General features: G+C 43.1%; 23 protein-coding genes and 1 rRNA gene. 1 reads left to right on the top strand and 23 read right to left on the bottom strand.

Annotated features, from left to right (window positions below; all coding sequences use genetic code 11):
* Nucleotides 1-500 precede the first annotated feature (500 nt).
* The 12 genes from spoVG to metG all read right to left on the bottom strand — a co-directional run bounded on the left by spoVG (nt 501) and on the right by metG (nt 11,267).
* Nucleotides 501-791, bottom strand: a complete 291-nt coding sequence (spoVG, locus tag ACQCT5_RS21430; RefSeq protein ID WP_010191385.1) for a septation regulator SpoVG — start codon at nt 789-791, stop codon at nt 501-503.
* 128 nt (nt 792-919) lie between these two features.
* The gene (gene ridA / locus ACQCT5_RS21435; protein WP_499644974.1) at nt 920-1,294 is read right to left on the bottom strand and encodes a 2-iminobutanoate/2-iminopropanoate deaminase; all 375 of its coding nucleotides are present in this window, start codon (nt 1,292-1,294) and stop codon (nt 920-922) included.
* A gap of 15 nt (nt 1,295-1,309) precedes the next feature.
* Complete coding sequence (gene purR / locus ACQCT5_RS21440) at nt 1,310-2,152, bottom strand: pur operon repressor (RefSeq protein ID WP_499644976.1); 843 nt, start codon at nt 2,150-2,152, stop codon at nt 1,310-1,312.
* A 57-nt stretch (nt 2,153-2,209) separates the two neighbouring features.
* Nucleotides 2,210-3,079 (bottom strand): 4-(cytidine 5'-diphospho)-2-C-methyl-D-erythritol kinase, encoded by an 870-nt coding sequence (gene ispE / locus ACQCT5_RS21445; RefSeq protein ID WP_499645012.1) that lies wholly within the window; start codon nt 3,077-3,079, stop codon nt 2,210-2,212.
* Nucleotides 3,080-3,259: 180 nt separating this feature from the next.
* On the bottom strand, nt 3,260-3,442 hold the full coding sequence (locus ACQCT5_RS21450) for a small, acid-soluble spore protein, alpha/beta type (RefSeq protein WP_499644978.1): 183 nt from the start codon (nt 3,440-3,442) through the stop codon (nt 3,260-3,262).
* A gap of 126 nt (nt 3,443-3,568) precedes the next feature.
* Complete coding sequence (veg, locus tag ACQCT5_RS21455; RefSeq protein WP_078378395.1) at nt 3,569-3,832, bottom strand: biofilm formation stimulator Veg; 264 nt, start codon at nt 3,830-3,832, stop codon at nt 3,569-3,571.
* Between the two features lie 219 nt (nt 3,833-4,051).
* Complete coding sequence (gene yabG / locus ACQCT5_RS21460) at nt 4,052-4,948, bottom strand: sporulation peptidase YabG (protein WP_499644981.1); 897 nt, start codon at nt 4,946-4,948, stop codon at nt 4,052-4,054.
* Nucleotides 4,949-5,230: 282 nt separating this feature from the next.
* The gene (gene rsmA / locus ACQCT5_RS21465) at nt 5,231-6,121 is read right to left on the bottom strand and encodes a 16S rRNA (adenine(1518)-N(6)/adenine(1519)-N(6))-dimethyltransferase RsmA (protein WP_499644983.1); all 891 of its coding nucleotides are present in this window, start codon (nt 6,119-6,121) and stop codon (nt 5,231-5,233) included.
* The gene (gene rnmV, locus ACQCT5_RS21470) at nt 6,122-6,676 is read right to left on the bottom strand and encodes a ribonuclease M5 (protein ID WP_499644985.1); all 555 of its coding nucleotides are present in this window, start codon (nt 6,674-6,676) and stop codon (nt 6,122-6,124) included.
* 254 nt (nt 6,677-6,930) lie between these two features.
* Nucleotides 6,931-8,133 carry a ubiquitin-like domain-containing protein gene (locus ACQCT5_RS21475; protein ID WP_499644987.1) on the bottom strand — a complete coding sequence of 401 codons (1,203 nt, stop codon included), beginning with the start codon at nt 8,131-8,133 and terminating at the stop codon, nt 6,931-6,933.
* A gap of 226 nt (nt 8,134-8,359) precedes the next feature.
* Nucleotides 8,360-9,127, bottom strand: a complete 768-nt coding sequence (locus ACQCT5_RS21480; RefSeq protein WP_499644989.1) for a TatD family hydrolase — start codon at nt 9,125-9,127, stop codon at nt 8,360-8,362.
* 139 nt (nt 9,128-9,266) lie between these two features.
* On the bottom strand, nt 9,267-11,267 hold the full coding sequence (gene metG, locus ACQCT5_RS21485) for a methionine--tRNA ligase (RefSeq protein ID WP_499644991.1): 2,001 nt from the start codon (nt 11,265-11,267) through the stop codon (nt 9,267-9,269).
* Between the two features lie 538 nt (nt 11,268-11,805).
* Here metG and abrB point away from each other — a divergent pair.
* Nucleotides 11,806-12,087, top strand: coding sequence for a transition state genes transcriptional regulator AbrB (gene abrB, locus ACQCT5_RS21490; protein WP_204419855.1), 282 nt, complete (start codon nt 11,806-11,808; stop codon nt 12,085-12,087).
* Nucleotides 12,088-12,315: 228 nt separating this feature from the next.
* Here abrB and rsmI read toward each other — a convergent pair whose 3' ends face one another.
* The 11 genes from rsmI to rrf all read right to left on the bottom strand — a co-directional run bounded on the left by rsmI (nt 12,316) and on the right by rrf (nt 21,037).
* Nucleotides 12,316-13,194: a 16S rRNA (cytidine(1402)-2'-O)-methyltransferase gene (rsmI, locus tag ACQCT5_RS21495; RefSeq protein WP_499645014.1), complete on the bottom strand. Its 879-nt coding sequence runs from the start codon at nt 13,192-13,194 to the stop codon at nt 12,316-12,318.
* A gap of 63 nt (nt 13,195-13,257) precedes the next feature.
* Nucleotides 13,258-14,007, bottom strand: a complete 750-nt coding sequence (locus ACQCT5_RS21500; protein ID WP_499644994.1) for a tRNA1(Val) (adenine(37)-N6)-methyltransferase — start codon at nt 14,005-14,007, stop codon at nt 13,258-13,260.
* A gap of 583 nt (nt 14,008-14,590) precedes the next feature.
* Nucleotides 14,591-14,959, bottom strand: a complete 369-nt coding sequence (gene yabA / locus ACQCT5_RS21505) for a DNA replication initiation control protein YabA (protein ID WP_417898408.1) — start codon at nt 14,957-14,959, stop codon at nt 14,591-14,593.
* A 12-nt stretch (nt 14,960-14,971) separates the two neighbouring features.
* Nucleotides 14,972-15,799 (bottom strand): PSP1 domain-containing protein, encoded by an 828-nt coding sequence (locus ACQCT5_RS21510; RefSeq protein ID WP_499644996.1) that lies wholly within the window; start codon nt 15,797-15,799, stop codon nt 14,972-14,974.
* Nucleotide 15,800: 1 nt separating this feature from the next.
* Nucleotides 15,801-16,793: a DNA polymerase III subunit delta' gene (holB, locus tag ACQCT5_RS21515; protein ID WP_499644998.1), complete on the bottom strand. Its 993-nt coding sequence runs from the start codon at nt 16,791-16,793 to the stop codon at nt 15,801-15,803.
* Between the two features lie 17 nt (nt 16,794-16,810).
* On the bottom strand, nt 16,811-17,251 hold the full coding sequence (locus ACQCT5_RS21520; protein ID WP_499645000.1) for a YaaR family protein: 441 nt from the start codon (nt 17,249-17,251) through the stop codon (nt 16,811-16,813).
* Between the two features lie 69 nt (nt 17,252-17,320).
* The gene (darA, locus tag ACQCT5_RS21525) at nt 17,321-17,650 is read right to left on the bottom strand and encodes a cyclic di-AMP receptor DarA (protein WP_204419842.1); all 330 of its coding nucleotides are present in this window, start codon (nt 17,648-17,650) and stop codon (nt 17,321-17,323) included.
* Nucleotides 17,651-17,717: 67 nt separating this feature from the next.
* Entirely contained in the window at nt 17,718-18,356 is a 639-nt protein-coding gene (gene tmk, locus ACQCT5_RS21530; protein WP_499645002.1) for a dTMP kinase, read from the bottom strand.
* 7 nt (nt 18,357-18,363) lie between these two features.
* A complete protein-coding gene (locus tag ACQCT5_RS21535; RefSeq protein WP_499645004.1) occupies nt 18,364-19,818 on the bottom strand; it encodes an aminotransferase class I/II-fold pyridoxal phosphate-dependent enzyme in 1,455 nt (484 codons plus the stop codon).
* Between the two features lie 136 nt (nt 19,819-19,954).
* The gene (locus ACQCT5_RS21540; protein WP_499645006.1) at nt 19,955-20,188 is read right to left on the bottom strand and encodes a sigma factor G inhibitor Gin; all 234 of its coding nucleotides are present in this window, start codon (nt 20,186-20,188) and stop codon (nt 19,955-19,957) included.
* A gap of 732 nt (nt 20,189-20,920) precedes the next feature.
* Nucleotides 20,921-21,037 (bottom strand): 5S ribosomal RNA (gene rrf, locus ACQCT5_RS21545).
* Between the last annotated feature and the right edge of the window lie 8 nt (nt 21,038-21,045).

The following is a 21,045-nucleotide window of genomic DNA, read 5'->3' on the forward strand; positions in this document are numbered from 1 at the left end:
AATGAACTAATACTTAGAAAAGAGCACGATGGTAGTCAATTTACGTGCATACTTTGCATTCGTCAAAAGCAACAATCTTTGCGAAAACTTTACCTAATTATCCATTACGAATATATCTTAAAATGAGGGCTATTTCAAGGAAGTACGCGAAAGTACAATATTTTGACAAAAAGATGAGGGGTTTTGGAGAGTTTGGTTGGTGGATTGTGTGGGATAGGGGCTTCGTTTTTTGGTTGCTCCGTAAATTTTTCAGCTCCGTCAAGCACCGCTGTTGATTTCCGCACTAGGCTGCGCTTTTCGCGGGGCTTGCGAGAGCCTCTTCGGCTTCGCCTGTGGGGTCTCCACTAATCGCTACCTCCCGCAGGAGTCTTCGCCTATTGCTCCAATCAACAGCTAGTATACACAAAAAACATCACCTTTGTTTTACTAAACCTTACAAGAATAAAATCAAAAAAAAAAGAAAAGCAGGGCATAGTGGATAGCCTGCTTTGCTCTATTGATTAAGAAGCGCCTGCTTCTTCGTATTCTACTTCCAGTTCGCCTAAACGATGATACTCGGCTAAGACCGCTTCCTGGATCTTTCCGCGAGTGCCTGAGTTGATAGGGTGCGCGATATCGCGGAACTCTCCATCAGGCGTACGTTTACTAGGCATCGCAACAAATAAGCCATTGTTCCCATCGATTACACGAATATCATGAACAACAAATTCATGGTCAAGTGTAATAGACGCGATAGCTCTCATGCGACCATCGGTATTAACGCGGCGTAATCTTACGTCAGTTACTTCCATTCTGTTCACCACCTTTTCCCCAATAAAAAAACTTAGTATTATAAATTCTCTAAATTTTTAATAATTCCTTCTTATTTCAAAAATATTTTTTGAAAATTTTGGGCGAATTGGTGAAAAAAGAATAGATACTATTTTACTAACGCGATTACTTCTATTTCTACAAGAACATCTTTAGGTAGACGAGCTACCTCTACACAGGATCTTGCAGGCTTATGTGTGTGGAAATACTCTCCATACACTTCGTTGATTTCTTGAAATTCATCCATGTTTTTAATGAAAACGGTAGCCTTTACAACAGTTTCCAGAGATGCACCCGCTTCAGCCAACACAGCCTTCAGGTTTTTGAAAACTTGATGCGTCTGTTCTTTCACATCTCCATTAACCAACTCCCCATCCGCTTTCAATGGAATTTGTCCGGAGCTATAAAATAAATTATTTACAACAATACCTTGAGAGTATGGTCCTATTGCTTTTGGAGCATTGTCCGTATGCACAACTTTCATATTCACACACCTCTATTACTTTAAATTAGTGTTCGCTTTGACGTGCTGCAGGTAATTGCCTTTCTGCACTTCAATTTGACGATCCTTTTCATTTACCTTTTCCAGCTTCACCAAGGACACATAATCCTCGATCAGACGTTCTTCAATATGCTCCGATTCTACCAGGATTCCGATCCCCGCCACATTGGCCTGGAATTCTGCCAGCAGGTTGACCATTCCGCTCACGGTGCCGCCAGCCTTCATGAAATCATCGATGATCAGGACATTTGAACCTGTTTCCAGGCTTCGTTTCGCCAGGACCATTGTTTGGATCCTTTTGGAGGAACCAGAAACATAGTTGATGCTGACCGTTGATCCTTCCGTGACCCTGCTATCTCTTCTTACGATAACTACCGGTACATCCAGGTAGCTTGCAACCGCATGGGCAAGAGGGATCCCTTTAGTAGCCATCGTCATGACGATATCCACCTTTTTGTGACTAAAGGCTGTGGCAAACATTTTCCCGACTTTGTTTAGCACTTTGGGATTACCTAGTATATCTGTCATATATAGATACCCACCAGGCAGCAGCCTTTCCGGTTTGGCGATGATGGTGCACAGTTCCTCCAGATAAGACTCCGCCTCTGCATTGCTTACGAACGGGATATATTTCACACCACCGGCAGCCCCCGGTACCGTAATGAGGGTTCCGATTCCTTGCTGTTCAAAAGTCTGTTTGATAATTCCCAGATCTTCACTGATAGATGATTTAGCAGAACCATATCTGTCAGCAAAAAAGGAAAGTGGTACAAGGCCTTGGGGATGCTGCAGCATATAATGCGTCATATCTACAAGACGACCACTCCGACGTAATTTCATGACTTTTCCTCCTAAAATCCGAATATTTTAATGTAAATATAACATTATTATACGGATTTAATCAAGGGTGTTTCGTTCTCCCAGCACCCTCACGGCAAATACTTGGTCACAGAATCCCCTAAGGCCATTATAAATGCGGTGCATTCTGGAATCGTATTGCACAATCCCGAATACGGTAGGGCCGCTGCCGCTCATCAGTACAGCATCAGCACCGAACTTTTTCATCTGGTCTTTGATATGTGCCACTTCAGGGTAAAGCTTCAGGGTAACAGATTCCAGTACGTTTCCGACCAATCCTGTCATCAAGTCATAGTCATTACCCTGTATCGCCCTTATCATGCCATCCACATCTGGATGAGACACCTTCGTCAAATCCAGATTGTTGTACACTTCTGCTGTGGATACACCGATTGTCGGTTTTGCAAGGACAATCCAGCTGTGAGGAGGGGCAGGCAAATGCTCCACAATTTCTCCTCTTCCAGTCGCAAGGGCTGTACCTCCATATACACAGAAGGTGACATCCGACCCTATTTCAGCGCCGATCACCGCCAGCTCGTCCAGGGTAAGCCCTAATTTCCACAGCTTATTCAACCCCCTAAGCGTTGCCGCAGCATCACTGCTTCCACCTGCTAATCCCGCAGCGACAGGAATCATTTTGGTGATCGAAATCGAAACTCCCTTGTCCACCTTGAACCTCTGCTTTAAAAGAGAGGCAGCCTGGTAAGCCAGATTACGATTATCATCCGGTACATAACGGTTATGAGAAATAATATGAATCTGACCATCGTTTCTTTCTGTCAGCTCAATGCGATCAGCTAAATCGATGGTGGTCATGATCATCTTTACTTCATGGAAGCCGTCTGGACGCTTATGTAGCACATCTAGCGATAAGTTAATTTTCGCTGGTGCTTTTTCTAACAGTCTCACATTCTTCACCTACTTTTATCGTCTCCAATTATTTCTGTATTGTACCACATTTTGATGTAGAAATATCTCATATTATGTCAAATATTATCCCACTTAAAAATTGTGCACCCTACTAAATTCAGCATTTTCCTTTTATAGTGAAAAAACCGAAGTGTCCTGCACTCCGGTTTTGGTCGTTTGTCACTTAGGTTGATTTTGGCCTAACTGTCTTTCCGCAAGTTCAATGGCCCGTTTGACCATGTTCCCAGCATCTTTGGCACGAATGGCGCCCCAACCTTCCTCTTGCACCACATCATAGAAGCCAAGCTCTTTTGCAAGCTCCTCTTTCAGCTGATAAGACATCATTCCACGTCTTCTGCCCAAAATGAACAGCCTCCTTATATGATCTTAATGGTGACAGTACTAGTATAGGTACCAATCCGTCCTTTTATAAGCGGATATATATGTATGAGGAAATTTGGGCAAAATAAAAAGCAGCAAACTGTTTGTCTACTGCCCACTAATTGCCATATTTCCTTCTTCGAAGAATGTAAGTTGTACCGTTTCTGTGAGGACATCTGCATAGCTGTAGGATACGCGTTCAAAAGCATTTTCGTCTTGATCTAGTTCTATTACAAACACAGATGGATAAGTCTCTGCCAAAACCCCAATGCGCTCAATCGTCTTTCTCCGACCACCGTTTGCACGAAGAGTTAACTTCTTTCCTAAATTAGAATCTAACGTCCTTTTGATATCAACCAACGTTTTTCCCATTTTACTCCACCTCACTATACTACACTTAGTATAACACATCACAAAGAAAAATTCAAATAAAACTTAAAATTATAACAACCCTAAAAGCACCCTGTCAATAACTTTCCTTCAACAATTATCTCCATATGTCTACATTTATGATGTACTACTAGTTATTGGAATATGTATAAGATCTCGAAAAAGTTTTATGGGCATAAAAAAACCCTTAACATCTCCTTGTTAAGAGTCTTCTTCCTCGTCATCAGAAGGAGGGCGGAATGGCATGCCGGTTCTTAGTACACCACGTGTTTCGATTCCGCCTAGTCCCTTTTCCCCTGTGAGGGTGTTTTTCAGTACATCCCAGACATTTACTCGGTCCATGAACGGGGTGAAGCAGATCCTGGCGACAATGTATACAGGATCCAAGGCGTGGATGTTCACCCTTGAAGGTGAGCTTGCAAAATTGGCTCCTGCGCGGATCAGTGACTCAAAATGCGACTGGCAGGCCCCTGCAAATATGACCAGCTGATCAAGGTTGGGCTGTATTTTTCTGGCATTTTGAACCGTTTGTACAAAATGGCGTGAATGCCTATATGCCGAGATGTCCGACACTTTCCCCTTACTCTTGGAATAGGCGTCATGCCCGGTGATGACCAGGATATCCGGGCGATATTCTTCCATCAGTCCCGTAATCTTCTGAGGCATTTCTTTTTCATTTACATGAAAGCCGTGTACAGGAACACCTATCCGCTCATAAAGCTCCATGCATTTTTTTAAATACAAAGGGTCTCCATCGATATGAAGAACCCTTCCAGGCATTTGAAAGTAGCTTTGGTCCGTACTATATCCTCCGGTTGCCTGGTATTCGTTTTTCTCCCTGATCAATTGATAATCCTGTTGAAACAGCTGCAAAGAACGGTTCGCCTTCGATTCGGCACGCTGTTTTCGCATCATCTGTTCCTTTCCATCCATTATCTCCAGATCACTGTACGGGGAATCTGCCATTAGCCGAACATCTTCCCCATATAATAAAACCACTAACTGGTCATATTCCGTTTTATGAATATCCATGACACGAAAGAGAAGGTCATAGTTATATGATTTGCGGGCTACAATATCTCCAACCTTAATTTTCATATTTTCCCCTCCAACTGGGAGGCTGCACCTATCCCAACTGACTATCTAACCTAGAATATGCAATATCGTGTTTCTATGTGAGAGGGAATATACCTTAGGAGCATATACGCGAAAAACAAACAACTTCCCCACCCACACCAGTGCCTGGCCCCTCCACCCACCACCCATTCTCTCTCTCCCCCAAACAAAAAAGAGGGGCCTGGCACTACTAAGTACCGTCCCTCACAATAAAAATTCCTAATAGCAAAACCAAAACACAAAAAAACGGCCCTAAAGGCCGTTTTAGTTTGTTGATGGTGGGTAGATTTCCAGTAGTGCGTCACTTAGTTTACCGAATTCCTCGATGGAGAGTGTTTCCCCTCTTCTCCTCGGATCGATGGATGCTTGGTCTAGGGCAGTTTCAATTTGTCCCTTTTTTGCTTTGCCCTCAGGAAGATGGCTTGTCAGGTTGTTCAGGATGGTTTTCCGGCGTTGTCCGAAGCTGGCTCTTACCACTTCAAAGAAAAAGTTCTCGTCCTTCACGTTCACTGCAGGCTCTTCTCTGACGGTGAGACGGATGACGGCTGAATCTACATTAGGCTGTGGGACAAAGACTGTCTTAGGCACAATCATGACCGTCTCCGCCTTGGTATAGTATTGGACTGCGATAGAAAGGGAGCCGTATTCCTTGGTGCTCGGTTTTGCGGCCATTCGATCTGCCACTTCCTTTTGCAGCATGACAGTAATGCTGTTTAATGGCAGTCCTTCCGTTAACAGCTTCATGATGATAGGAGTGGTAACATAGTAAGGCAGGTTCGCTACCACCTTCACTTCTCCAAAGCCCTTGATTTCATCGCGAATCAAGTTTACCACGTCCGCCTTTAATATATCCTGGTGAATCACTTTGACATTGTCATACGGGGATAAGGTGTCTTCCAAGATCGGCAGAAGCCGCTGATCAATTTCAAAGGCGATGACCTTTCCTGCCCTTTTGGCAACCTGTTCGGTAAGGGCACCTATCCCCGGTCCGATTTCAATTGCGGCAGTGTTCTGTGAAACTCCTGAAAAATCCACAATCTTATTTAGGATATTCGTGTCGATCAGAAAGTTTTGGCCTAAGCTTTTTTTGAATGAAAATCCGTATTTATCGAGTATTTCTTTTGTACGTTTCGGTGTGGCAATATCCTTTTGCATTTATTGCTCCTCCTGCTCTAATTGAACTAATGCCTCTTTCAATCGCTCCTGGTTGATATGAAACATCTGTAAGCGTCTCTGTAGCTGCTTCCCATTGGTGTATCCTATATTCAGGAACTCCCCTAACCGCTCCCTTTTTTTCTTGGCAGAAGGACCCGCTATCAATCCGAAGGAGAGTAATGTGTCAAAGGATATCAATTCCATGTTCTGCTCGTATTCCTGATGCAGTCCGGACAGGGCTTCCTGTATGGAGGCAACTGTTGCGTGCTCGACCCCTATCCCTTTGCCATTTTTTCCACGCGCAAGGCTCTTTGGCAAAAATGCATGCTTACAGCCCGGAACAGACTGTCTGATGGTATGCCTGATCTTTTCCCCGGGATAATCCGGATCGGTGAACACAATCACCCCTCGCGTCTCCTGGGCGTGTTTGATGCGTTTCAGTATTTCTTCATTGATGGCAGAGCCGCCCGTTTCAATCGTATCGGCATCCACCGCTCTTTTTATGGCAACTGTGTCGTCTTTTCCCTCGACCACAATTATTTCTTTTATTTTCATTTTTTCCTCCAAAATGGTGAAACCTTCTTTAGTTTGAATCGTCTAACTATATGAAAGATAACAATAGTATGTATTCTACTTTATTTTATCTATCTTGACTAATTAATATTAGTAGGGGGTAAGGATAAATAGGAACCGAAATAAACTGATTCCGCTTTTTTATCTATTCTAACAGAATAACAGAAAAAAGCAGAGGCTATACACCCCTGCTACATTTTTAAACAAAGCTATTCTTGCAAAGAAATCCGACAAGGTTAGTCGAGGATTTTAATTTTAACCCTTTTCCTTCCCCAGCGATACGCAGATTCTTTGTCAGCGAAAAACACATCAATCTTATTCCCTTTGATGGCACCGCCAGTATCTCCGGCAATGGCATAGCCATATCCTTCTACATAGACCTTTGTACCCAGAGGGATCACGCTAGGATCAACAGCGATTACCTTTACACCCGGGTTGGCGCGCAGATCGATTCCTGTGCTTGTAACTCCACTGCAACCATTACAGTACGCAGTATAGGCTGTGGAGGATACATAGAATTCCTTCGAGCCTGCGTCGGAACTACGGGAAACGACTTGTGTAGGCGCTGGAGGAGCTTTTGTTCCTACTGCAACGATTTTATCCATCGTCTCTTTTAACGTCTCTTCTTTGATCAATTCACGAGACACTTCCTTACCATTCTCTAAAACCACTTCATAATGCTTTGCAACGGTACCGTGTTGTCCTTCTTGCACAACTTTCTCTTTCCCTTTATCAAGGTTGCCATCATTTTTTGTGACAACGCCGTGATCAATAGTCTCTTCCACTACATCGGTGACTTTTTCAACTCTAGTAACGTTAACTACAGAATTATTTGCTACCAATTCTTCTAAGCTTGGCTCCACTCGGTCAAGATCATTCAATGTGATTTCTTGCTGTTCTAAAAAGTCAGCGACCGTAGTCGAAGTAGACCATACCTGTTGCTCTTCTCCGCCGACATTCAGGGTTACCTGGAATGCCTTCTCTATTTCTATGACTAACTCATCTTTGATGGAGTCATCCAGACTCACATTCAATTTATCATGTTCTGCTAGCTTAATATCTTTTTGAGTAAGTAATTCTTTTACTGTTTTGGCTGTCGTCCACACCTTTTGCTTATCATCATCAATGACTAGCTCCACTTCTTTGGCGGGATTCCATACTATTTGCATCGAATCGGTTACTTTTGTATTTTCTGAAGGATGCAGATGATCCTCCGCGCGAACTGTGATATTCAGCTCTTTCAGTATATCCGCTACGGTTTTAGCGTGAGTGCGTAATGACACTTCTTCTCCGTCAACATTCACTTTTACAGCAGCCTTTGTGCCATGGAAGACACCAAAGCCAAGTATGGCTGAGAAGACTATGAAACTAGTAATAAAAATAGCTAGTCTGGTCTTGCTCAACGAACCAGAAAACAGTTTTTTCATGCTCTGTAACATGTAAAAAAACGCCTCCTTCTCCTCGGATGGAATTATATAGACATGTATGTATCTTGTCAACCCTTGCCACTTGCTTGACCGTAATGTCTATTATGCAGAATATTTCAACAAAAGGGAAGTGAAATATATCGACACGATTATCCTATGAAGAGAAGAAGTATGGTAGAACTTATTTATTTTTTGATGGTTTTGGACAAGTATCCCCTAAATATGTCAGGCTTTCTTGTCAGTTTATGCCGAATAGTTTTTTTGCGTTTGCTGTTGTTTTTTCTCCTATCTCTTCCACTGTCATACCTCTTAAGTAAGCTATCTCTTCCGCCACCAAACGGACATAACTCGGTTCATTCCGCTTTCCGCGGTATGGATGAGGCGTCAGGTATGGACAGTCCGTTTCTATTAACAGCATGTCCAATGGAATCTCCTTCACCACTTCTTTCGGTTTTTTCGCATTCTTGAATGTGACGGGCCCTCCAAAGGATATATAGAAATTCATCTCCATGCATTCCTGTGCCACTTCCAGACTGCCTGTAAAGCAGTGCATGATTCCACCAACCTCTTTTGCATCCTCTTCTTTCAGGATTTCCACTACGTCCGCGGTTGCGTCACGGTTATGGATCACGATTGGCAGTTTCACCCTCTTGGCCAATCTAATCTGTTTACGGAACACTTCTTTCTGGATGTCCTTAGGGGACTTGTCCCAATGATAGTCCAACCCCATCTCCCCAATGGCCACCACTTTTTCATGGGAGGCAAGTTCCTCGATCCAGTTAAGGTCCTCTTCTGTCATATCTATTGCGTCTACCGGATGCCAGCCGACAGCAGCATAGATAAAGTCATACTGTTCTACCAGCTCCATCGCCTTTTGGATTGTTTTTCGATCAAAGCCAACGACCACCATATTCATCACTTTCACATTCCGGGCCCGTTCGATTACCTCTTTAAGGTCTTCTTCATACTGATCTGCATTCAAGTGAACATGTGTATCAAATAACATTTTTAACACTCCTGTTTTTTACTTTATTGAAATATTATTAACCAATATTATTCTCAATAAGAAAATAAGAGATGCAACCCGTTGTTACACGTGAAACATCTCTTACTCTTAAATTTTATTATTTCCTGATAGGAATTAGTTATTTCACTTTCGCACCAAGAGGCAACGATTCGTCCACCGAAGCCAAGGACAGGATTCCGTCTTTTTCCCCAGCAAGAATCATTCCTTCCGAAAGCTCCCCGCGAAGTTTCACAGGCTTCAAATTCGTTACACAAATTACGCGTTTCCCCACCAGTTCTTCAGGTGTATAGAATTTCGCGATTCCTGAAACGACCTGCCTCTTTTCATATCCTAAATCAAGCTGCAGCTTCAGCAGTTTATCCGCTTTCTTCACAGGTTCACAATGGGTGACCTGTGCTACACGCAAATCTATTTTCATGAAATCGTCAAACGTGATTTCCTCTGAAACGGGTACTTCTTCCGGCTTGTTCTCTACCGGCTTTTCCTCTGTTTCCTCTGCTGCAAGCGCAGGCTGCATCATTGTTTTGATGTATTCCACTTCTTCTTTCACATCAAGGCGAGGGAAGATCGGATCTGCTTTTTTCGTTTGAGTTCCTTCCGGTATGATACCAAAGCTTTGCAGACTTTCCCAGCTGACAAAGGAGTCATTGATTCCTAGTTGTTCAAAGATTTTACCAGGGGTTTTTGTCAGGAACGGTTTAAGGAGGATCCCGATATAGCGCAGGGACTCTGCCAGATGGCCCATTACGGAAGCAAGCTGCTCTTTCGTCTCCTCAGACTTTGCCAATACCCAAGGCGCTGTTTCATCAATATATTTATTTGTTCTGCTCACAAACTGCCAAATCGTTGATAATGCCACGGAAAACTCCATGTTCTCCATCGCTTCCTCGTAATGGACCACCGTTTCCTGTGCGAGTGCACTCAACGACTGATCAAACTCAGTGACATTTCCTTTATATACAGGAATTTCCCCATTGAAGTACTTATCAATCATCGCTACTGTACGGTTCAACAGGTTACCTAAATCATTTGCAAGATCAAAGTTTACCCGTTCCACAAAGCCTTCCGGAGTAAAGACACCATCAGAACCAAATGGAACTTCCCTTAATAGGTAATAACGCAGTGCATCCAGGCCATAGCGATCGATTAATGTCACAGGATCGACTACATTTCCTTTTGATTTGGACATCTTGCCATCTTTCATTAAAAGCCAGCCATGGGCGAAAACTTTCTTTGGAAGCGGCAAGTCAAGAGCCATCAGCATGATCGGCCAATAGATAGTGTGGAAACGGACGATTTCCTTCCCTACAAGATGAACATCGGCCGGCCAGTATTTCAGGTACTTCTCATCGTTTTCCGTTCCATAGCCAAGTGCCGTAATATAGTTGGATAATGCGTCTATCCATACATAAATGACATGCTTAGGATCTCCAGGCACTTTCACTCCCCAATCGAAGGAAGTACGGGATACCGCCAAATCCTCTAGTCCCGGTTTGATAAAGTTATTGACCATCTCATTTTTGCGGGATTCCGGTTGGATAAACCCTGGATTCTCTTCATAATATTGAAGAAGTCGATCCACGTATTTGCCCATCCTGAAGAAATAGGACTGTTCTCTCACCAATTCTACAGGGTGCCCGCTATCCGGACTTTTCCCGCCGACAACCTTTCCGTTCTCCATGACAGGGTCGACCAGCTGATGTTCACGGTAATAGGTTTCATCGGGAACCGAATACCAGCCTTCATATTCGTCCAGGTATATATCTCCCTGATCCAAAAGCTGTTTGAAAATCTTCTCTACAACATCCTTGTGGCGGGATTCTGTAGTGCGGATAAAATCGTCATAGGAGATATCAAGCTTTTCCCAAAGGTGCTTGATGCCGGATACAATATCATCCACATATGCTTGGCACGTAACCCCTTTTTCTTCCGCTTTTCTTTGGATTTTTTGTCCATGCTCATCCGTACCTGTCAGATACATGACATCATAGCCCTTTAGACGCTTGTACCTGGCCATTGCGTCGCCGGCAACGGTTGTATAGGCATGGCCAATATGTAAATTACCACTTGGATAATAGATAGGCGTTGTAATATAAAATGTTTTTTTATTTTCTACCATCAAAATTACCTCCCTTTAATCGAAACATATAAAAGCAGAAAGCTCTCGCCCATGGGACGAGAGCATTGAGCGTCTTCTACTTATACATTTATGTACATCTTAACCTAATTTTTATTACTATTATACATGGTTTAGGCCAGTATTGTTAAGGATTGAGCAAAAAAATTTAGTGCAATGCACTTCCCCTGATTCCCTCCTCTGACCAAGGTTGAGTTTTGTCGAATTTTTGTCGAAGGAAAAAGTTGAATTTTGTCGAACGATGTATATAATATTATTATCATTCAAATAAATCATACGTGATAATCTGTAAACAAACTGTAATCTTCATTCCCTAAAACCCTTTGTATAGCGCTTTAAAACCGCTTTTCAAATACATTTTTTTATAGAAATACAATTTTTTTCAATTAAATCTGTTGACGAATTTTGTAAATATTGTTATGATGAAATTACATTAGATTTGTCGAATAATGACGAAAATGATAGATAATTAGATTCTTATAAAAATTTCATTTTATATTCAGAGAGGGGTATTTTTCTTATGAAATCTACTGGTATTGTACGTAAAGTTGACGAGCTTGGCCGTGTGGTTATTCCTATCGAGCTTCGCAGAACATTAGGGATTGCTGAGAAAGACGCTTTAGAAATCTATGTGGATGACGAAAAAATCATCTTAAAGAAATACAAGCCTAACATGACTTGTCAAGTTACTGGCGAAGTTTCTGATAACAACCTTACACTTGCAGATGGCAAAATCATCTTAAGCCGTGAAGGTGCAGAAAAAATCATCGAAGAGATCCAAAACAGCTTAACTGCAAAATAATAAAAGAGGTCGCAACTGCGACCTCTTTTTTATTTGCTATTTTCGCATAAATCTTTGCTTTTGACGTACTCAAAGTAAACACGTTATTTTACCAGTCCTCGTGCTCTTTTCTGTGTAGTAAATTCTTTATCATTTAAATAATATGGGGAGAAATGCTGTAAAAAATCCAAATGCCAATTTTTTACGGTCGTAAAGCAACAAACTTTAAGAAAAGAGCCTTTTTATTTGCTATTCTTCCACATGAAACGCTTGATACACTTCACGTTTGGGCAGTTCTCTTTCTTTTGAGACCTGTTTGATTGCGTCCTTGGATGATTGGTTGCCTTCCTTCATATAATGTTCCACGTGTTCCTGAAGGGATAGAGATTGCCACCATGCTTCCCCTTCATCGAGGATTTCTTCTGAATTACCCTCGAGAATCAGGCAGCATTCTCCTTTTATAGCTTGATCGCCAAGCAATGCGAGCACTTCGGAAATCCGTCCGCGAGTGAACTCCTCAAACTTCTTCGTCAGTTCTCTGCTTACAACAATCTTCCTGTCCCCAAGGACCTCAAGCATTGCTGATAGCGTATCCTTTAGACGGTGAGGAGATTCATACAGGATAATGGTATCCTGCATACGCAGAAGCTTGTCCAACTCCTTTTTCTTCTCCTTTTTATGCCGATCCAGGAAGCCGTAAAAGTAGAAGGGCTGGGCTACCAGTCCTGATGCAATCAGCGCGGTTAAAGCAGCATTTGCCCCTGGCATCGGTACGACATACAAGCGTTCTTCCAAAGCCTCCACCACTATTTCATAGCCCGGGTCGGAGATGGAGGGCATACCTGCATCACTGACAAGTGCCACATCCTTTCCTTCCTTCAATAGCTCGATGATTTTCTTGCCGCTCTGTTGCTTGTTATGTTCGTGGTAACTGATCAGAGGGGTGCTTATCTCAAAATAATTGCACAGCTTCTTCGTCTGTCTTGTATCTTCTGCTGCAATAAAATCAACTTCCTTCAACATCCGTAGGGAGCGAAAGGTGATATCCTCCAAGTTGCCGATCGGGGTCGGCACAAGATAAAGCCGCCCTTCCTTATATTTATCTGAAAAACTGTTTTGCTGCCATATGTCCATCTTTCCATCCCTCATTTACGTACTTTTCTTTTGCTGGCTCATCGAAATTGCCACCGGCTATTCATTTTCTCCATAGAGCATATTCCGGACCTCCGGAGAGTACTCCCCTTTTTCATCATATACAATCAACGGTGGCAGTATTTTCATATCAGGATTACCATCCTTTATTCCCTCTATAAGCAATGTATTAGCAGGCTTATCCACCCTTGAATGCACAAACTGGATTCGCTTTGGCTCCAGACGGTATTTTCTCATCAACGTCACAATATCCAAGAACCTTCCCGGCCGGTGGACAAAAGCAGCCTTGCCACCTTGTTTGACCATTTGACTGCTCACTCTAACCACATCCTCAAGCGTACAATGGATTTCATGGCGAGCTATCGCATAATGGATGTTGGCATTTATCTTCTCTTCTTTTTCAGGTACGAGAAAATAGGGAGGGTTGCACGTTACTACATCAAATTTCCCATGCCCAAGCATCGCCGGAATTTCCTTGATGTCCTGATGCAGTACCTTTAATCGATCATCCAGGTTGTTATAGACAAAGCTTCTTTGCGCCATGTTTGCTAGCCGCTCTTGGATTTCCACACCTGTAATGGTCCCCTTTGTTCTTGTGCTTAATAATAACGGTATGATCCCGTTTCCTGTGCAAAGGTCAAGGATTGCCCCTTTTTGGATAGGCACATAGGCAAACCGCGCCAGAAGGACCGCATCCAAGGAAAAGGAAAAAACCGATGGGCTCTGTATAATTCGTAAATTCTCTGCCAATAAGTAATCTAAACGCTCATCTTCTACAAGCTGCACCATTTCTCCATAACCCTTTCTTTCCTATCTTATACTTTATTATAACCTAGACTTCTTTTTAAAATGGCTGTTTTAACATTCAGTGGCGTTATTTAGAAAAAATGTACACTACAAATGTTGCCCGTTGATTTCCGCTCCAGACACTTGCTTTCCGCGGGGACGAATGGGAGCCTCCTCGGCTTTTCGCCTGTGGGGTCTCCCATGCCCTCTACTCTCCCACAGGAGTCAAGTGTCCTCCGCTACAATCAACTCAGTTTTATTCCATTATTTGCTATACTGAAGTGAAAGAGAAAAAGTCCAATTCTTATAACATTAAGAAAGCAAATTGTATACTTTGAGTCACCCCTGTTGGTTGGAGTGCAAGGTGTGAGACTCCTGCGGAAGCAGCGTGTCAAGGGAGACCCCGCAGGTGCGCAGCACCGAGGAGGCTCCCGAGGCCGCCCGCGGAAAGCGAACGCCTGGAACGGAAACCAACAGAGAGTTTAATGTTGATACCTTATCTTTAGCCCGGCTCTATTCTTAAGGCAACAGTTGAAAAGAGCCTTTTTAAATAGAAAAAAGTCGCCACGCATTGAAGGAGGCGACTTTACTTCTTATTAAGAAAGGACAGGCAAAACAAGCAATCGCCTTCTTTTCGAGGACTTCCAAAATGGAGATTGCAGATATGAAATCCCTCTTGATACAACCGTGCAAGGTTATCATATCCTTCTCCCACATCGTTCTGCTTGTTCTGCTCTTTTTGCTCGTTCGGTTTCTTTTTCGTCTTCTTTTGCGTAACGGATTCATTTGACATTTGTTCCAGACGGTTCCGCAAATGGCCGTTTTCAACGAGGACACTGTTGTTTTCTTCGATAATAAGGGCAAGGTGTTCTTTCAATTCTCCGAGCTGTTTATATAAATGTCCGATCTGTTCTTCCATATTGCTTACAGAATCAAATATCTCTTTCTTGTCCAAATTCTCCACCTCTTAATCTGTGGCTTGTGATGAAACGGCTCCCTCTTGTAGTAGTTCATCCAGCGTGTATTCTACCACTCGTTCTTTTCCTGCCAACTCCACTTGCAACACGCGCTCCAGGAGATTTAACCCTACCACACGACCAGAACCGCTTGGAGTTTGGATCACCTCGTCCAAATCAGGCAATTGCTCTTTTGCAGACTCATATTCGTCATTTTCATATTTCAGACAGCACATGAGACGTCCGCAAAGCCCTGAGATTTTGGATGGATTTAATGACAAGTTTTGATCCTTCGCCATTTTGATGGACACCGGTTCAAAATCTCCCAGGAAGGTCGAACAGCATAGCATCCGTCCACATGGTCCGATTCCGCCAAGAAGCTTGGCCTCATCCCGTACCCCGATCTGACGCAGCTCGATGCGTGTTCGGAAGATGGAAGCCAAATCCTTTACCAGCTCCCGGAAGTCCACTCGGCCATCTGCCGTAAAATAGAAGATGATCTTATTTCGGTCAAACGTGTATTCCACATCGACCAGTTTCATATCCAGTCCATGATCGGTCACCTTCGTGAAGCATACATCAAACGCTTCCTGTGCCGCTTTTTTGTTTTCGTCCACTATAAGACGATCCTTTTGGTCGGCAATACGCAGCACCTTCTTCAATGGAAGAACGACATCATTTTCATCCACTTGTTTCTTCCCGATGACCGCTTTACCGAATTCCACACCGCGTACCGTTTCGACAATGACATATTCATTATCTGTTATATCAAGCCCATTTGGGTCAAAATAGTATATTTTCCCTGCTTTTTTGAATCGTACTCCTACAACTTCATACAAACTAATATCCCTCCTGCAAGTTTAAAACTAATCTTTCCATGAGAAGGTGCGGATTTACATTCGATGCTAGCCGAGACTTACTTTGTAAAATATAGGATAAATGCTCCGTGACACGTTGCTGGGTTGTCTGAAGTGCAAACTTTTCAATCTGCTCCTTCTCGTCCGTAAATACGAACTCGTCCCCTTTACCTACTTGAGCATATAACATATCTTTATAAATAAATAGCATTAAATCTAAACCTATCTCTAATTGCTTTCTTTCTTGAAAATGGGGCATCCACTTTTCTTGAATGAACAACAACGCCTGCTGTTGTCTCGTGAATAGCGCTTCATACAATTTTATCACTAAATTTCTAGCAAGCGCAAACCAATCATCTCGACATAATTCTACCGCTTCCTCTAAACTGTTGGTCAAATGGGAAGTTGTCCTTGCAAAAGGTACGGAAAAGCCTTCTTCCACAAGCTTATCGACCAGTCTAGTAGAGGTTAATGCCCTAAAAGACAGAGGCTGGCAGCGCGAAATGATGGTGTTCAGCATTTGATGGACATTTTCGGTCAATAAAAAAGCAAAAGTTTCCTGGTTTGGCTCCTCTAAAAACTTCAATAGACTATTCGCCGCATTGGTCGTCATCTTATCTGCATGCTCAATAATGTATATCTTTCTCTTAGACTCCAAACCTGTTTTCGTGAACTCTTCCTGCAGGAACTGGATCTGCTGTTTTTTGATCGAATTCCCATCCGGCTCGAGCACATGCACATCCGGATGATTTCGTGAATCTATCCGCTTACAATTTGAACAACTCTGACATGGGTCTACCCCATTACGATTCCTGCACAATAAGCTTTTTGCAAAAAGATAGCTTACCTCTTTTTTTCCGGTACCTTTCATGCCGTCCAGCAGATATGCATGTGCAATACGGTTTCTTTGCAGGCTATTCGTTGCGATTCTTGCAACGGTAGGTTGGTAGTCCAAGTCTGACCAACTTTTTATCACATTTATCACTCACTTACTTACATATATAAATTAATGAGCAGGCCTTTGATCTCTCCGATACTGCTCAAAATATTTATTCTTGTTTTTTCTTGATCCATTACATCTTCGGTCAGGGTAATCAACGATTCATCCACCTGTTTCACAATCTGCAGATGCCTGGATTGCCCTTCATTGGTCCAGTGGTGGGACTGATGAAGCTCCATCCCGAACTCCACCGCTTCTTCCATAAACCGCTTTACGAGCGTTTTATATTTTGCCAGATCCTGAAATGTCCTGGAGTTTCCCAGTCTATTTCCCACAATCTCTATATCTCTCATCAGGATATTCAGCTGTTCCGAATGCAGCTTGGAGGAATGCTTTTGCATAATCTCCCCAAAGCCTGCACGGGAAGCGGAATCGCCTTTTATGTCCATCCTGCTTTTATCTAAATTCGTTCGAAGCTCAGACGAGATTTTCAAATGAAAACGTCCCTTTCTTATAGAATAACCTTCTTATAAAAAAGCAGCTCCGATAAGCCGCTCCAAAAACTAAAACTGGTGAAATTGCTCTACCGGTAAAACAAAGACCGTAGCCCCTCCGACTTCCACCTCAACAGGATAAGGAACATACGAATCTGCATTCCCGCCCATTGGGGAAACAGGAGCAACCAGCTGTTGACGATGCTGACAATTCTCTTTGATGATATCCATCGCCTTCTGTACGCGAACATCCTCCGTACCAATCATAAACGTGGTATTCCCGGACTTAAGAAATCCGCCAGTACTTGCTAGCTTTGTTGCGCGAAAATTATTTTCCACAAGCGCATTCATCAGCTTATTGCTATCTTTATCCTGAACAACAGCCATTATCATCTTCATCTTTTTGTTACCTCCTTTATTTTACCATTAATATGATGTATCTTCATTACTTCATTATTGGTAAATCTTAATATCCTTGTTTCTTCAAGTATCCAGTAAGCTCACCCTTTACCGACGCATACACCGTATCAAAGTCCTTTGACGCATCAATCATGAGGAAACGCTCCTGATACTTTTCTATCACTTTACTATAGCCCTCTTTTACTCGATAGTGAAAATCCAATTCTTCCTGATCCAAACGGTTTATTTCTCGTTTATTATTCGCCGCAATTCTCTTAAGTCCTTCTTCCGGCTCAATATCAAAATAAATCGTAAGGGAAGGCATCTTTTTTTCTGTCGCAAACTCGTTGATGCTTAATACTTCCTCGATCCCTATTCTACGAGCATGTCCCTGGTATGCCAACGAGCTGTCAATAAAGCGGTCGCATAACACAATTTTATTTTCCTTCATGCTTGGCAGCACTCTCTCGACCAGATGCTGACGTCTTGCAGCTGCATATAATAGTGCTTCAGTTCTCGGATCCATCTCCGTATTATCGCAATCCAGAATAACACTTCTGATCTGTTCGGCAATCTTGATGCCCCCTGGCTCGCGTGTTAAAAGAATGGGAAAGCCCTCTTCCCCCAACTCCCTCGCCAATTTCTGGATAATCGATGTCTTCCCTGCTCCTTCAGGTCCCTCAAACGTAATAAATAGTCCACTCACTAGCTTGTTACTCCTTTACTTCCTTATATATAGAAATATAATTACTTTTTATTCTATCATTTCCCTGAAATCTTGCCCCAAGCCTCTTAAGCTGGCCAAGATATCCCACAACTTCCTCCGTAATTCTTTCTCCCTTTAACAGGACAGGAATACCGGGCGGGTAGGGAATAATGGATTCTGCTGCAACCTTACCTACTGCTTCCTCCAATTTACACTCCATACTAGAAAGCTTCTGCTGCTTATCAAGATGAATCGCAAGCTGACTGATTCTCATCGGGAAAAGTGGCACACTGATCTCTTTCCTGCTACTCTCATTCCCGACGTTCTTTTGCAAAGCTCGTTCTATTCTCTCTATCATATCATGTTTTGCGTCCATAACCGCTAACGGCAAAACAATTAATACATTCCAAGCATCCGCAAGCTCCGAAAACACGCCTTCTTTTTCCAGTACCTTCTGCAATTCGAAGCCGCTCCAGTTCCTCGTCGACCTCATCACTACCTTCAATGGGTCTACTGCTATACTTTTACTCTCTGGAACTACCACGCTTAAGCCATCCAGCTTGTCCAATTCTCTGCGAATCTCTGCAGTTTCCTCTATAATGGCAGATACATCTTCCTTAGTTAAAGCAGCAAGGTAAAATCTCGCCAAATCCAAAGATGCCATTATAGGGTAGGAAGGGCTGCTCGATTGAAGCATCCGTAAATAATAGGCTATCCTTTCTTCACGCACTAAGTTCCCCTTAATATGTAAAAAAGATCCCATTGTCATCGCCGGCAATGTCTTGTGCGCAGAATGCACCACAGCATCTGCCCCCAGTTCCAGCGCAGAAATAGGGAAGGCTTCCCCAAGCACAAAATGAGCACCATGCGCCTCATCGACCAGTACAGGAATCCCTTCCTCATGCACCCTTTCAATGATAGCTTTCAGTTCTATTGATAGTCCATAATAGTTCGGGTTGGTCAAAATAACCGCCTGCACATCTTGGATGGTCTTCAACGCCTCATCCAGCTCATCCAATGCGATGCTTGTCGAAACTTCCACCCCTGAATCATATCCGCATGATAAAAACACAGGCTCCGCACCTGCAAGTTCCAACCCATTCAAAATGGACTTATGGCAATTACGCTGTACCAGCACCCTGCCCCCTCTGGAACATGCCGCCAGAATCATAGCAAGATTCCCGACAGTCGAACCATTCACAAGAAAAAAAGAAGCATCCGAGCCATATAGATCGGCAACCAGCTCCTGACCTTCCTTTATCATTTCCTCCGGATCATGCAAATCATCCAATCCCGAAATTTCCGTTGCATCTATTTTTAAAATATCCCGAAAGTAAGCTTGGCCCTTCTCAGGCAAGACCCTCCCATATTTATGCCCAGGCACATGACCCGAAACAGGGTTTGTCTCCCAATGCTCCTTCAATCTTGAATATATCGGTGTTTTCTGTTGATCCATCTTCATAACCTTCACTCTTTTTCCTTCATTATTAATACCCATTATAGCCGATAGCCAAGCCAACTCCTACCCCTGCCATCTAAAAGCATTTCCCTTTTCTCCCGCAACAAAAATAAAAGCCCCTTTAACAGGACTTTTCTACTCAGGAATAAATTTTAGGAATCGTAATCTTTTTGAGTTTGTGCAGATAAAACCTATACTTCGGATCTTCAGTATCCGTCTGAAGCATATCCTTTTCGCAGTCCGTACAAATAAACTCCGTATAAAGATGGATTCCTCTTTCTTTCTTCTCCTCACAAACAATACACGTTTCCCCAACCGATGAATGAATGGACTCCATATCTCTTTCTCCACCTCCATCCACTAGTCTATCCAAAAGCGCTGACTCTATACAAAATTATCAAAATCACAGCCTACCAAACTCTTACATCTATTGTATGTAGCGCCTACTAGTCTGTGTTTGTCTTGAAATAAAAAGAATGGGCTGTTTTTTTAAAAGACATTATTACCCTCCCTCCCCACACCAGTGCCTTGCCCCTCCATCCACCACCCAACCTCTTTCTCCACCAAACAAAAAAAGAGGGGCCTGGCACTAATAAGTACCCTCCCTAAACAACACTCATCCCAAGAACAAATACCAACAAATCTCCCCCACCCACACCAGTGCCTAGCCCCTCCACAACAACACATCCAAAGACCAAAACACACAAAAAAAAAGACCAGTACCTCATCAGCACTGATCTTTCTCCTAATTTACCTGCCAATTAACTTGATTGATTCCCTCGGTAACTGTTTTTCGAGCGTATGAGGGTACCATTCCGCTTGGTTGATTCCCTCAGTATCGGGATTTTGAGCGTGTAAGGGTATCATTCGGCCTGTTTGATACCCTCACTACCTGGTTTTGAGCGGAGTCAAGATATCATTCTGGCCCTAGCACACCAGTGCCTGGCCCCTCCCTCCACCACACAACCTCTTTCTCCCCCAAACAAAAAAAGAGGGGCCTGGCACTAATTAGTACCGCCCCCCACAACAACCCATCCAAAGAACAAAAAACCAAAAACAAACAAAAAAAGACCAGCACCTAAGCACTGATCTCCCCTCTAAACTTGCCTGGCAACGTCCTACTCTCACAGGGGGACAGCCCCCAACTACCATCGGCGCTGAAGAGCTTAACTTCCGTGTTCGGTATGGGAACGGGTGTGGCCTCTTCGCCATCATTACCAGACATATTCA

It is taken from the genome of Sutcliffiella halmapala (genome assembly GCF_050107295.1).
Lineage (GTDB): Bacteria > Bacillota > Bacilli > Bacillales > Bacillaceae_I > Sutcliffiella_A > Sutcliffiella_A halmapala_A.